At 61.7% G+C, this 12226-nt stretch carries 14 protein-coding genes and 1 tRNA gene; 7 read left to right on the plus strand and 8 right to left on the minus strand.

Annotated elements, in window-relative coordinates; all coding sequences use genetic code 11:
• Window positions 1-10 precede the first annotated feature (10 nt).
• Window positions 11-247 (plus strand): helix-turn-helix domain-containing protein, encoded by a 237-nt coding sequence (locus tag BMG00_RS13100; protein ID WP_078574823.1) that lies wholly within the window; start codon window positions 11-13, stop codon window positions 245-247.
• 13 nt (window positions 248-260) lie between these two features.
• On the opposite strand, the gene BMG00_RS13105 is transcribed toward BMG00_RS13100, so the two are convergent.
• Together BMG00_RS13105 and BMG00_RS17745 are read right to left on the minus strand one after the other, a co-directional pair.
• Window positions 261-1529, minus strand: a complete 1269-nt coding sequence (locus BMG00_RS13105) for a DUF6538 domain-containing protein (protein WP_078574660.1) — start codon at window positions 1527-1529, stop codon at window positions 261-263.
• Between the two features lie 456 nt (window positions 1530-1985).
• Window positions 1986-2153: a ribbon-helix-helix protein, CopG family gene (locus tag BMG00_RS17745; protein WP_342745861.1), complete on the minus strand. Its 168-nt coding sequence runs from the start codon at window positions 2151-2153 to the stop codon at window positions 1986-1988.
• Between the two features lie 129 nt (window positions 2154-2282).
• Here BMG00_RS17745 and BMG00_RS13110 point away from each other — a divergent pair, with 129 nt between their 5' ends.
• The 6 genes from BMG00_RS13110 (at window position 2283) to BMG00_RS17520 (ending at window position 8476) form a co-directional block, all read left to right on the plus strand.
• Window positions 2283-2771, plus strand: a complete 489-nt coding sequence (locus BMG00_RS13110; protein WP_078574661.1) for a hypothetical protein — start codon at window positions 2283-2285, stop codon at window positions 2769-2771.
• Between the two features lie 142 nt (window positions 2772-2913).
• The gene (locus tag BMG00_RS13115; RefSeq protein ID WP_146642643.1) at window positions 2914-3849 is read left to right on the plus strand and encodes a GIY-YIG nuclease family protein; all 936 of its coding nucleotides are present in this window, start codon (window positions 2914-2916) and stop codon (window positions 3847-3849) included.
• A gap of 229 nt (window positions 3850-4078) precedes the next feature.
• On the plus strand, window positions 4079-6166 hold the full coding sequence (locus tag BMG00_RS13120) for an AAA family ATPase (RefSeq protein ID WP_158521730.1): 2088 nt from the start codon (window positions 4079-4081) through the stop codon (window positions 6164-6166).
• 350 nt (window positions 6167-6516) lie between these two features.
• Entirely contained in the window at window positions 6517-6753 is a 237-nt protein-coding gene (locus tag BMG00_RS13125) for a helix-turn-helix transcriptional regulator (protein WP_281251072.1), read from the plus strand.
• Window positions 6746-7039 carry a plasmid mobilization protein gene (locus BMG00_RS13130; protein WP_078574665.1) on the plus strand — a complete coding sequence of 98 codons (294 nt, stop codon included), beginning with the start codon at window positions 6746-6748 and terminating at the stop codon, window positions 7037-7039. The genes BMG00_RS13125 and BMG00_RS13130 overlap by 8 nt, the downstream gene beginning before the upstream one ends.
• Window positions 7040-7042: 3 nt before the next feature.
• On the plus strand, window positions 7043-8476 hold the full coding sequence (locus BMG00_RS17520) for a hypothetical protein (RefSeq protein WP_146642645.1): 1434 nt from the start codon (window positions 7043-7045) through the stop codon (window positions 8474-8476).
• 109 nt (window positions 8477-8585) lie between these two features.
• Here the strand turns inward: BMG00_RS17520 and BMG00_RS13145 are convergent.
• The 6 genes from BMG00_RS13145 to BMG00_RS13170 form a co-directional block, all read right to left on the minus strand.
• Window positions 8586-8661 (minus strand) — tRNA-Phe (locus BMG00_RS13145).
• 99 nt (window positions 8662-8760) lie between these two features.
• Window positions 8761-8952, minus strand: a complete 192-nt coding sequence (locus BMG00_RS13150; protein ID WP_078574668.1) for a DNA gyrase inhibitor YacG — start codon at window positions 8950-8952, stop codon at window positions 8761-8763.
• Window positions 8949-10001 carry a ribonuclease E/G gene (locus BMG00_RS13155; RefSeq protein WP_078574669.1) on the minus strand — a complete coding sequence of 351 codons (1053 nt, stop codon included), beginning with the start codon at window positions 9999-10001 and terminating at the stop codon, window positions 8949-8951. Before BMG00_RS13155 ends, BMG00_RS13150 begins: the two co-directional genes overlap by 4 nt.
• A complete protein-coding gene (locus BMG00_RS13160; RefSeq protein ID WP_078574670.1) occupies window positions 9998-10570 on the minus strand; it encodes a Maf family protein in 573 nt (190 codons plus the stop codon). Before BMG00_RS13160 ends, BMG00_RS13155 begins: the two co-directional genes overlap by 4 nt.
• On the minus strand, window positions 10567-10785 hold the full coding sequence (gene infA / locus BMG00_RS13165) for a translation initiation factor IF-1 (protein ID WP_010397442.1): 219 nt from the start codon (window positions 10783-10785) through the stop codon (window positions 10567-10569). The genes BMG00_RS13160 and infA overlap by 4 nt, the downstream gene beginning before the upstream one ends.
• A 135-nt stretch (window positions 10786-10920) precedes the next feature.
• Window positions 10921-12207, minus strand: a complete 1287-nt coding sequence (locus tag BMG00_RS13170) for an RNA-guided endonuclease InsQ/TnpB family protein (RefSeq protein ID WP_078574671.1) — start codon at window positions 12205-12207, stop codon at window positions 10921-10923.
• Window positions 12208-12226: the final 19 nt, after the last annotated feature.

Raw genomic sequence — 12226 nt, forward strand, 5'->3', positions numbered from 1 at the left:
TTGCAAGGGGGTGAAACGAACGCCGAAAAGCCCCCTGCGCGACACGCTCGCGATCAACCTCAGATCACTGCGCGCCGAGCGCGGATGGTCGCAGGAACGTCTCGCACTCGAATCTGGTCTCAATCGAACCTATTTGAGCGCTGTGGAGCGTAGCGAGCAGAATATTTCTATCGACAATGTCTGGCGCCTCGCACAAGCGCTCGATATCGATCCTGCTTCCCTGCTCGAGGTGAGACAGCGGAGCTGACCGCTCGCCCGGCTCAGAAAGCGATGGGCTCGAGGAGCTGCGCGATCACGGCCAACCGCCCACCCGCCCCGTAGCGCTCACGCCCCAGCGCATGCCCCATCACGTCGCGCCGGATCCGCTCGTCGATCTCCGCCGCGAGCATGCGATCCTCGAGCGCGTGCCGCAGGCTGTAAAGCGAATGCCGATCGCTCTCAAGGAGGCCGGCCTCCCGGAGGTATCCGTTGACCGTGGCGCTCAGCGTGGCCGAGCTTTCGCGATAGCGCGAAAACCCCTCCGGAAATGCCCGCATCGCCTCGAGCGACACCCCGAGAAGCGGCATCACCCGCTCCGCATTCTGCGTCTTCAAAACCCGACCGATCGGCTGCAGGCGCAAATGCGGGATCGGGTCGTCGAGCCGGATCTCCTCGGGCCGCAGCGCCGCGATTTCGCTCGGACGCAGCCCGGTATTCACCATCACCAGCAGGATCGCCCGCGCTTGCGGCTCGAGACCATCCAGCGCTCCGGGGGCAAGCAACTGATCCCGGATCCACGCATCCGAGAACGGCGGTCGCCGCGCCGCCCTGCCTTGCCGGAAGCTAAGATCTTCGAGCGGCAGCTCGAGCCCGAGCCGCTTGTCGCGATTCACACGCTTGAGAACAGCCCCAAGATGCGTCAGATCCTTGTTTGCGGAATTCGCAGTGAGCCCATCACGCTCCAGCCGATCCGCCCACCAATCACGAAAATCGAGGAAATCGTCGATCGTGAGATCGGCCAGCGGCTTGTCTCCGACAACCGAGATGAAATTCTGCACCGCCTTGATATGCGGATAGCGCCACCGACGGATCTGATCTGCACTCTTGCCTAGGGTCTTGTCGCGCGCGAGCCCCCAGAAAAGCTCGAGCGCCCGCGACACGGTGATGAGCGGCAATTCCGCCCCGCCAAGAAGCGAATCTGCCCCGAGCGGATCGCGCATCTCGTCGCCAGCAGCCAGCTCGATACGTGCGAGCAACTCCTGCAACGGCAAACGCGCCACCTTGCTTGAATCGAGAAACCGGTAGCCCTGCACCTTCGCAAGCCGTTTGGCCGCAGCAAACCGCGCCTCCGCATCACCCGCAGCGCCGTCGAGCATCGCCTCCCAGGTCTCGACCTGCCGATCCCACAGCAGCGGCGCCCTCTGACGCGCCACCGCTTCCGAACCCGTCCGCAGGCTGATCACCACCTCGCGGCGCGGATCGACCGGGGCATAGGCTTTGGGAACCCGCCGACGCAGATGCCAGACTTCGCCGCGCTTGGTGATATTCATCGCACACCTCCGGGAAAGGGCCCCCTGTGTATCACCATGTGTAGCACGAAAACCGCTCGGACGGGGCGGAATCCAGTCCATCTTATTGATTACGAATGATTCCGTTGCAAATTTGACTCGCAATCCGGCGCGAATATGTCGGAGAGGAATTCCGATTTACTCTGAACCCACCTCTCATTCCGATGCCGCTCAGCCTTCATCGGGCGACAACCAAATGAAGGCGTCATCATCCAGCCGAAAAATATTGCCAGGGTGGAGTTCTCCCCTGAAAGTGATCCACCGGCTGGGATACGTGTCAAAGGACATGGCTTGTCAAACGCAGGCAAGCGTTGCCGACATGCGATATCACTTTGGGGCGAGCGCCTTACGGAATTGAGTTTGGTCATTAAACTCAACTGGTCGCAGATCCATCGACGATCACGACAACCGTATTATTCGATGTGACCGGCGACCGTCTCAGCCCTCTGGCTCGGCAAGAGCTTTGGCAAGCAGGCGCCTGATCATCTCGGGTCGAGATGGCAGATCGTCTTCCAGCTTTCGTCGATCATCGAGTGCCTGGAGCATTTCTCGCGGCAGACGAAGATTCACCGCCTCTGTATCCACGCGAGGGCGACCTTTTTTCACCTTTTCTTCCAAAACACCAAATCTCCACTTGGTTTAACGGTTTTATGGTGCTATAAACATCGAGCGAAGGCAAGAGCTGCAACTCCTGCCAACGCTCTGACCACAGCCATCTCGGATAAGGAGACAACCATGGCTACATTCCCGCTTATCACGCAGCTTCTGGCAAAAGAAGACGCAACCGACGATCAGGAACCGCGGATCCTGACCCTGTTTCCGCAGTTCTTCGAGGCCCTCGCTGAGTTCCTCGACTACGAGCAAGACCTGTCCCGCACTCAGAGCTGGGATCCGGCTTTCGCGGGCTGGCAGAGGGCCTCTGACGAAGCTCAGGTGCAGATGCTGCAACTGCAGGACCAAATCCTCGAACTGACGCCGCGCGTGCAGGTCGAGAAACCACTGAAACTGATCGCGTTCGGAGTGCGCCTTGCGATGCTGGACGAGGACGGCGAGCACCGCGAACGCTTCCGTGACCTCGTGCGGCGCCGCGGAAGCGACCTTCTCATTCCCGAGGTTTGCGACACCGATCGCGAAGTGAATGTCCTGCTCAAGCGGGCGCTGATCCTCTTCGATCAGCTGCTCGACGTCTTTTCGTTCGACGCGCTCGAGCAGGCCGAAGCCTGATCTTCCCAGATACCGCGTGCTCGGACACCGGCCCTCCTTGGGGCCCGTGTCCGAGCACGCCTACCTGAAGGTCAATTGTGACCCGCTCGGGTGCGGTTTGCCGCGCCCGTTCACACAGCACAATTTCACGGAGGGCTCTCTCATGGCCCAAACTTCCAAGACTACGATGATCATCCGCGGCGAAACCCACCCGATCTGGCCCGGTCCCATCCATCCGCAATGGCACGCCGCAGCTGCCGAAAAGGGCTATCACGTGCTCGCGCGCGTGAAGAACAAGGACAACCTCGCCCTCGCATGCAAGAAGTGTCGGGGAACGTTCGTCTGCCGTCACAGCGTTCTGACAGGCTTCCAGCCGCAATGCCCCAACTGCAAGGAAGCACGCTGGATCGCCGATGCGAAAGTGAACCGCCTCACCTTTGTGAAGCGCGATGAAAAAGACCGGCATTACGGGCATTTCCTAGTGTCCTGCGGCCACACGAAGCGACTGCAATTCAGCCGAACGAAGAAGGTCGCGACCGAAGGCGGCGAGATCGTCTGCGAGAGCTGCACGATTGAGCGCTACAAACGCGAGGCGCGGGCTTACGGATGGGAACTGGTCGGCCCCGATCCCGAAGGTGACAATAACTATCGTCTTTATCGGCATGCGGACGGCTGCGGCGAGTCGTGCCGTGTCTTGATCGGCAATATGAAGACCCAGCGTTTTCAATGTCCCAGCTGCGGCAAAGGTTGGTCGAATGAACCGAGTTCGATCTATTTCGCGGAGATCGATCTTGGCAAAAGAACCGTCCTCAAACTCGGCTTCTCCGGCAACACCTACTCGCGCTTCGAGTATCAGCTCTTCGTGCGGAAGGTGCTGCCATATCGGATCCTCGCCGAGATCCATTTCCCCACCGGGCGCGCTGCGCTGCGGGCGGAAAAGAAAGTCCACAAGCGCCTGATCGAGCGCTTCCCGGACGGTGTGGTGCCGCACACGGTCTATCGTAAGCACCTCAAGGTGAAATCGGAGATCTACCGGCCCGAGTTGCGCGATGCCATCTTCGCCGAACTGGCTGAGGTCGAACGGCGCCTGAGCACCTAGCCGATCCGAGGGCTCGTTTCAGGCATAGCCCCACACAACCTGCCTGCGAAACCTTCCCTTCCTCACATGACCTGAACGGCCCCGCACCTCGCGGGGCCGCCCTCCCCACTCACGCCGATTGGACCCTGCCATGACCGACACATCTCTCGCATCGCCCTTGACTCTCACAGCGCCTCTTACCAATCCGCCCTGGGCTGCCCTCGCGCTCCGCGCGCTGGCCCGGACACAAATGCCTGACGACTCCGTCCCAACTCCGCTCCCTGACCTTACCGGGCTCGATCCCGAGGATCAGGCCGCGCTGATCGGCGACCATCTCGACGCTCTCGACGCAGAGCAGCGCGCGACTTCGACACCTGCCACAATTACCGATGAGGGCTCGCTCTGGGACGCCCACAAAGTCACGGGCCTGCGCCCGACCGAGCTCGCGATGATCCTGCGGCTGGCCGCGACCTTCGAAACGCAAGGTCACATCGACGCGCTCTTTGCGCCCGGCGCAGTCACACTGATGACCGGCGCCGGGGATCGCTCGGAACTGGACGACGCGGCAACGATCCTCAAAGACCACCTTCTGCCCGCCGACCGAGAGATCGCGCAGCGCCCGTTGAAAAGACTGAAGCAACACAAAGATCTGTCGATCCACACCCTCGGCGAGATGTTGCGGTCAGACGTCATGGCTGAGATCGAGGAACTGCTCGCAAGCACCGAGCCGCTGCTCATTCTGGTCCCTGATACGACCACGCTGCCCGACACCCTCGCTGAGGTGCTACCTGCCCCTCTGATGCTCGCGCCGCTCTCGCGCGAGATCATTCTCGCGCTGCTCCATCTGACCTACGCGCCCCCGGTATTCGCCAGGCTCCAAGCTCTGCTGCCGAGCAAGGGCGAGTTCGACGCGATCAGCGCCGCCGCGTTGAGCTTCGCCCTGCGCGCCCCGAGCGCCGAGGACGCCGCGCGTCGGATCACACGGGCCCTTCCGAAACCCGCGCCCACGCCGCAGGGGCCGACTCTTAACGATCTGGCCGGCGCCGGTGAGGCGCTGCTTACCGTCCGGCGCATCGTCGCGGATCTGGCGCTGTGGCGGAGCGGCGAGGTCGACTGGTCTGACCTGACGCGATCGCTCTTGCTCTTCGGCCCGCCGGGCACGGGCAAGACCTATCTCGCCCGCGCTATGGGCAACTCGGCCAATGTGAGCTTTGTCTCCGCCAGCTTCGGCGAATGGCAAGCTGAGGGCCATCTGGGCAAGATGCTCGCAGCGATGCGCGCGAGCTTCGATGAGGCGCGCAACACCGCCCCATCTATCCTCTTCATCGATGAAATCGACGCCGCCGGCTCTCGCTGGGCGCCCGACCGCCACAACCGCGAATATCGTCGCCAGGTCATCAACACCTTCCTGGCCGAGATCGACGCCACCGTCCGCGCGGAAGGTGTCATCATTGTCGGCGCCACGAATGACCGCAACGCGCTCGATCCCGCGATCCTGCGGCCGGGCCGCTTCGATCTGCATGTGCCCATGCCTCTGCCTGATGCCAACACGCTCATCGGCGTCCTGCAGACGCATGTCGATCTGCCCGACGACCAACTGCGTTCTCTTGCACAGGCCGCCGTGGGGATGAGCGCGGCGGATCTTGATGCCGCGATCCGCACGGCGAAAAGCTCTGCGCGCGCGGAGAGGCGAGCGCTTGAAATCCTCGATCTGCACCGACAAATCGGCGGCCTTCAGCAATCGGACCCGGCGGTGATCTGGCGCACAGCAATCCACGAAATCGGCCATGCAATTGCCTTTACTCAACTGAGTCTCGGCTCCATCAGCCGCGTCCTGATCCGTCGCGACGGCGGGGGCGAGGCGCATCCGAAACCGACCCGCGCGATCCAAACGCTGGCAGATATCGAGGACGAGCTGACCTTCATGCTTGCCGGGCGTGCCGCCGAACGGCTGGTGCTGGGCGAGGTCTCGGCCGGGGCCGGCGGCTCCGCAGACTCGGATCTCGCGCTGGCAACACGCCGCGCCATCGACATCGAAACGCGGTTCGGCCTCGGTCACCACGGCCATGTCTGGCTCAATGGCATCGACGAAGCAATCCTCCGCAATCCAGCCGTTTACGCGAAAGTCCGCAAGCGGCTGGCGACCGCCGAGCGGCGTGCAGACGCGTTGCTCGCTGCGCATCAGGATCGGCTCGAGGCTGCGGCGCGCGCGCTGTGCGAGCGCCGGGAACTGGATGGGCAGGCGCTTGCAGACCTACTTCGCCCCTCTCAGGAGGGGGCAGCTCTGACCCCTCTAGCGCCCGCGCCGGCCGAAGATCCCTCTCCACCGGGCGGCTGAATACGTCTTGGCGTCGACGCAACTTCCACCCGAGATCGGGCCCGAAATCACGCGCCGTCTAGGTTCTATCGCGCGACCGCGCGCGGAGCCGGGAGACCCGTCTGAAAGAGGAGACACCTCACGGTCGCAAAGCCTTCCCTCCGCAATCTGCGGTCAACACACCGGAAGACGGTCAACTTTTGGGATGGCAAGAGCACGACCCGATCATCGATGAGTTATCCACATTTTTTTTGCGTGAAACATTCCGTGGATCAACAGGAATCTGCGGTCCGCCCCCTCCGCAACCGACTGAAAACAGCTATAATTGAGGTGTCCCCAAGAGGGGGCATCCCCCGACAATTCGTCGCCCAATCAACGCGGAATCCCGCGCGCAAAGGAGAACTGCCATGAGCCAAGAACTCGCACGTTACTACACGATCAACCAAGTCGCCAGGATCTGCGGCGTCACCCGCCCGACCGTCGATCGCTGGCACCGCGACCGCCCCGACTTCCCGCGCAAGGTCCTCATTACTCCGGGCTGTGCGCGCTTCCGCGTGAGCGACATCGAAGCCTGGCTCGAGAGCCGCGAGGCACAGCTCGATGGCTGAGCGGCGAGAGACGGAGGTGAAGGTGCGCTTCTCTCAAAAAGAGATCGAGCGCATCGACACTGACAGGAAAGCTGCCGGGACGCCGACGCGGGGAAGGTTCCTCCGGGAGCGGGCCCTCGACGGCACTTCGGAGAGCCGCACGCAGGCACACGACATCGCCGACCGCCTCGGTCGGCTCGGCATCGCTGTCAATCAGCTTGGTCCCGGATCTTCGGCGGGGGCGCGTGCCCTCGCCAAGGAGGTCCGAGAGTTGACGGCGGCGATCCGACGATGGTCGGAGGGCTGATCGATGCGCGCCTTCACCAAGCGGCACGACCATGCAAAGTTCGTCGAGGATTATATTTTCCGAGACGGCGCCGAGCTGATTGGCGGCACGCTCGTCGCGGAAGGTCGGCATGACCTGCGGCTCCAGTTCGAGGAGCTGGGCCGCGGTCACACCTTCCTGCACATCACACTCTCGCTGCCCGCCGGCCTTTTCAAGGAGCGGGAGGACTGGCTGCAGATCGCGCTCACCCAGCTCGACCTGATGGGGCTCCCACCCTTTCAAATTCCTTGGTCTGCGGCCCGGCACCATGACGCGCACTGCGACCACATTCACATCGCGTGTGTCCTGAAGACTTTCACCGGCATGCCGCTCAAACCGCGCCTGTCGCGGCGGGAAACGGACCGGAACCATCGGCAACTCGCAAAGCTCCTAGGGCTGCCTGTGCCCGAGTATTTCGACCCGTCCGTGCCGACACTCATGCCACCGACCCCGCAGCGAAATCTCAAGCCGAAGAAAGCCCAAGCGCTACACACGGCACTCTCGGAGACATTCGCGCAAAGCCCACCGACCACCATCGAGATGCTCGCCGCTCGCCTGCGCGATCGCGACGATCCGATCGAAATCACGGTGGATCAGAACGTGTATGGCCGCGAGAGCTACCTCTTCGAAACATCCCACGGGACCCTCTATGGCGGTCGGCTCGGCGCAGCTTGGGAGCCCCGTCATCTTCATGCCCGCCTCGACCTTGCGATGGCCCTGTCCATCGTCGGGATCACCCTGTCCCTCCGCGCAATCCGCAACCAGCTGAAGGAGCTGACCGATGCCAAACGAACCGACCACGATGAACCCCGCGACCGACCCGACGGTGATGAAAAATCTCCTGATCGCGATCGACGAGAAAACGGACAGCCTGATGGCGCTGCGGGAGCTTTTGAAACTGCTCGAGACGGAACAGTCGGATTTGGGCAAAGCGCTTCTGGACGCCCTTTCGATGATGACAACGGAACTTGGAGCGAACAGGAGTATCCATCACATGCACATGGACGCGCTCAAGGAATTCAAGAACGAACGCGAGGATCTCGTAGGACGAATGAACAAGCAAGAAGTTCAATTGAAGCAGATCAAACTGAAGCTGAACCAAATCCTCAACATTTTGGGCTTACCGATGAGCTGAGCTTCGGCGCCTTTCTCGCGCGGGTGCTACGCCTCCTACGGTCGAACTTCCGAAAATGGCGGTGGCGCAAACTGGCGGATCGGCCAGCCCTCGGCGTGATGTTCGAGGCGGGTGACCAGGCCATCGTTTCCTCGCAAGGGATCGACATTCTCAAGGACGGTCCCGATGCGGCGCGACTTGCATCCTTTTTCGAGCCGAGCCAAACTCATCCCGTTCCCGAGACTGACCCTCCAGAAGATTCGCCACCCGAGCCGTCACCCTTTGATGACGGACCGGGATTTTAGTCGTCTGCGAAATGGAACCCCGGTGGAACCCCGAGCAGAAAATCACGCAAACAGCGTCAGATCCAGCGCAAAGCGAGACCGAAAACATGTTGTATTTCAGGGATTTAAGTGGTGCCCGGAGGCGGATTCGAACCACCGACACGCGGATTTTCAATCCGCTGCTCTACCAACTGAGCTATCCGGGCACTTCGACCTGACGGTCTTGGTGGAGCGGTTACTAGACGAGGGCGCAGGGGCTGTCCAGAGGGATTTGACAGAAAATTCCGAGATCTCGCCAATCGATCTCAATGCGGTTTGCCGGGGGGCGTGTCCTCGCCCGCGGGGCCGCTCGGGGCGCGCTCTTCCTCGTCGGCGATATCGCCCGGGATGACGTAAGAACCATTGAGCCAGCGCGCCAGATCGACATCGGCGCAGCGCTTCGAACAAAATGGCCTATACTTGGGATCAGCATCCTTGCCGCAGATCGGACAGCTCATGTCGCCTCCCCGTTCTGGCCCGGCAAAAGACGCGCGAGCGGCACGCGGTCGCGCTTGCGCTGCATCTCGAAATTGCCAAGCGGCGTCCAGCCAGCGAGAGCGGCTTCGGGTTCGCCCTTGATCGCGCGTTGCAGCTGCTGTTCGAGCGCCTGTCGGTCGCGTTTGGGCATCGGCGCGAAGTCGATCGCGATCTGGCCGCCAAGCCCGCGCAGGCGCAGCTGGCGCGGCAGCTCGCGTGCGGCGGCGATATTGGCTTTGAGCGCCGCGGCGGGCGTCGTGTCATTGCCGGTATTCACATCGACGGCGATCAGGGCACGGGTCGGCTCGATCATCATATGAGCGCTGCCGGGCAGCTCCACGCGCGGGGACAAAAGCGCTTCGATCGCATCTGTCGCGCCGTGATCGTCAAAGCCGCCCTCGATCACCTCGTCGGGGACCGGATCGGCCCAATCGCGCCAAGCCTCTTCATGCGGATCGGGCGCATCGACGAGCAGTTCGGGGCCACCCTCGAGATCGCCCGTTACAGCCTCGGCCAGCTCGCGCATCGCAGCGACATCCTCGCCGACCTCTTCGGGCGAGGCATGAGCGGCGGCCGAGCGCAGGATCACGCCCATATCAGAGCCCTCCATCACCGCCGTCGCGACCGCCTGCAACTCTTCGCGTAGGTCGTCCTCGCGGATGCGGCGCGAGACGTTGATGCCGGGCGCGCCGGGGGTGACGATGGCGAGGCGCGATTTGAACAGTACCCGCAGCGTGACGGGAAGCGCCTTGCCCGGCTCGGTGCCGCCCGAGACCATGCAGATCACGCTTTGGCCCGGCGCCAGCCCCTTGGCCTCGCGCAGGAAGCCGCGCGTGCCGTCGGGCAGATCGACGAAGACACCACCCTGCCCTTTCATCTGACGCCCCACGACGCCGCGCAGGATCGCTCCGGGCGCGAAGGGCACCTCGTCGGAGGCATCCACGATCAGGTCTTCAAGCTGGCCATCCACCATCAGCGCCGCCGCTTCGCGACCGCCGATCTCGTCCAGCAGAACCACGCGTCCCTTCATTCCACCTCTCCCCGGATGCCTGCACTTGCGAGCAGGTTTGCGGTCTCGGCCAGCGGCAGCCCCACGACGCCGGTAAACGACCCCTGGATCCACGGCACGAAGGCCCCGGCCCTCCCCTGGATGCCGTAGCCACCGGCCTTGCCGTGCCATTCGCCGGACGCGAGATAACCGTTCACATCCTCATCGCTGAGCGGCTTGAACTTTACTACCGTATCGACAAGCCTCTCGCGCAGCCCATCCACGGTGCGCACCGCAACGGCCGTCAGCACATGATGCCGACGCCCCGAGAGCAGCCAGAGAAACTCCGCCGCCTCTTTCTCGTCTTCGGGTTTGCCGAGGATTCGGCGCCCGCAGGTCACCGTGGTATCGGCGCTCAGGATGACCTCGTCACCGGAGATCGTCAGCGCCATCGCCTTCTCGCGGGCCATGCGGGCGACATAATCGCGCGCGGGCTCGCCCTTCAAAGGCGTCTCGTCGATATCGGCGGGGCGCACGTCATGCGGTTCCAGCCCGAGCTGGGCCAGAAGTTCGCGCCGTCGCGGGCTCGCCGAGCCGAGGATCAGCTTCACTTGAAGCGGTAGTTGATACGACCCTTCGTCAGGTCGTAGGTGTTCATTTCCACCTGAACCTTGTCGCCAGCCAGAACACGGATGCGGTTCTTGCGCATCTTGCCTGCCATATGCGCGATGATCTCATGGCCGTTTTCCAGCTCGACCCGAAACGTCGCGTTAGGCAGGAGTTCCTTCACGACACCGGGAAATTCGAGCATTTCTTCCTTGGCCATGGTCACTCCATACTTGGTTACCCGCGCCAGTTGCGGGCGAGCGTTAAATGCGCCCGCGGACCGAGAAATTCAAGGGAAATATGAACCTTCCGCCATCATTCCAATCGGAAGAGGCGGTTTCAGGTCAGAACAGGTCTAACCTACGGCCGTCCCGGCCGCTCTGTTCACTTCGGCACGTTTCGCCTCAGTGCTAGCTTCGAAACGAAGCCCCCACTGGAGAAGAACACGGGCAGAAGCTTCATCCCGTCCCATCTTGCAACCGCAACTGCAAGAATGCTCGCGCTCAGAAAGAGCCTTTTTCCTCATAGCGCCACATTCAGGGCAACATTGGGAAGGCTTCAAAGCGCGCGTGGACGCTTCAAGTAACTCCGCACCAGCTTCTTCCGCTTTGTATCGGAGCATGTTCAAAAATGTTGAGGGAGCCGTATCGAGAATCGCTCGATTGAGACCCGCTTTCTGGGCCACGTTTCGCCCCGGAGCCTTGGCCGTGCCGCGCGCAGAGCGCGTCATATTTCGTGGGCTTAGCATTTCGGTCGCAATAAACCGGTGCTTTGCGACTAGCTCTTGAGACACCTTATGAAGAAAATCCTTACGCCGAGCCGAAATCTTTGCATGTTTCCGCGCAAGGGATTTGCGATGTTTACGCAGAGCCCTCGAAGAGATTTTTCTTTCACGGGCTACGATGGAAAGGCTACGCTGCGCTTTACGAAGATCTTCAGCCTCGGTCGCTAGATGCCGAGGATTGTGGATCACCTCGCACTCACCCGCCTCAGTCGCGATCGTCGCGAACTCTGACACCCCCCAATCCAAACCGATTGCAGGACCATGAGCGCGTTCACGCTGCGCACATCCGGTTTCTACAACGAGATTTAACATCCAACCGCGTGCCGCGCGGATGACATCCGCCTTCAGAACTCGTCCAGGCGTCCGTGCAATGCCACGCATCCGCATTCGACCAATGCCGAAGAGGGTAACGAACCCGTGGCGGCCACCGACTCCGATCTCGACCTTGAAACCATTGCCATGCTGCTTATACCCCCAACCCCTAAACCTCTCTGGGGCACGGAAGCGCGGAAATCCGGGAGCACCACCATTTCTTAGTCGACGAAAGAAGCCGGAGAACGCAAGATCGAGGCGCTTAAGGACAACCTGCGCTTCGTGTGTGTGCACATATGATGACCAACTTGGCACATCTGACCGGATGAACTTGAGCGCTTTTTCCTGATCTGAAAGCCAGATGCGCACGCCCCGGCGCCACGCTCCAATCCGCTCCTCAAGCGCTGCATTCCAGAGATCGGCCAGAAGGCAGTGTTTATGCCAAAGAGACGCTGCCTGAGAGCGGCTCGGGTAGATTTTATAAGAAAGGGATCTAATCTCTGACATTGAAGCCATTATAAAAAAAATCAAAATAAATCGCAACATAAAAATAATAACTCATTAA

It is taken from the genome of Thioclava marina, assembly GCF_002020135.1.
Taxonomy (GTDB): Bacteria; Pseudomonadota; Alphaproteobacteria; order Rhodobacterales; family Rhodobacteraceae; genus Thioclava; species Thioclava marina.

Bases quoted from the DNA above. Each gene is read 5' to 3' on its own strand.
- BMG00_RS13105 (WP_078574660.1), bottom strand. From the start codon at position 1,529: ATGAATATCACCAAGCGCGGCGAAGTCTGGCATCTGCGTCGGCGGGTT.
- BMG00_RS13110 (WP_078574661.1), top strand. From the start codon at position 2,283: ATGGCTACATTCCCGCTTATCACGCAGCTTCTGGCAAAAGAAGACGCA.
- BMG00_RS13115 (WP_146642643.1), top strand. From the start codon at position 2,914: ATGGCCCAAACTTCCAAGACTACGATGATCATCCGCGGCGAAACCCAC.
- BMG00_RS13120 (WP_158521730.1), top strand. From the start codon at position 4,079: ATGCCTGACGACTCCGTCCCAACTCCGCTCCCTGACCTTACCGGGCTC.
- BMG00_RS13130 (WP_078574665.1), top strand. From the start codon at position 6,746: ATGGCTGAGCGGCGAGAGACGGAGGTGAAGGTGCGCTTCTCTCAAAAA.
- BMG00_RS17520 (WP_146642645.1), top strand. From the start codon at position 7,043: ATGCGCGCCTTCACCAAGCGGCACGACCATGCAAAGTTCGTCGAGGAT.
- BMG00_RS13150 (WP_078574668.1), bottom strand. From the start codon at position 8,952: ATGAGCTGTCCGATCTGCGGCAAGGATGCTGATCCCAAGTATAGGCCA.
- BMG00_RS13155 (WP_078574669.1), bottom strand. From the start codon at position 10,001: ATGAAGGGACGCGTGGTTCTGCTGGACGAGATCGGCGGTCGCGAAGCG.
- infA (WP_010397442.1), bottom strand. From the start codon at position 10,785: ATGGCCAAGGAAGAAATGCTCGAATTTCCCGGTGTCGTGAAGGAACTC.
- BMG00_RS13170 (WP_078574671.1), bottom strand. From the start codon at position 12,207: ATGTTGCGATTTATTTTGATTTTTTTTATAATGGCTTCAATGTCAGAG.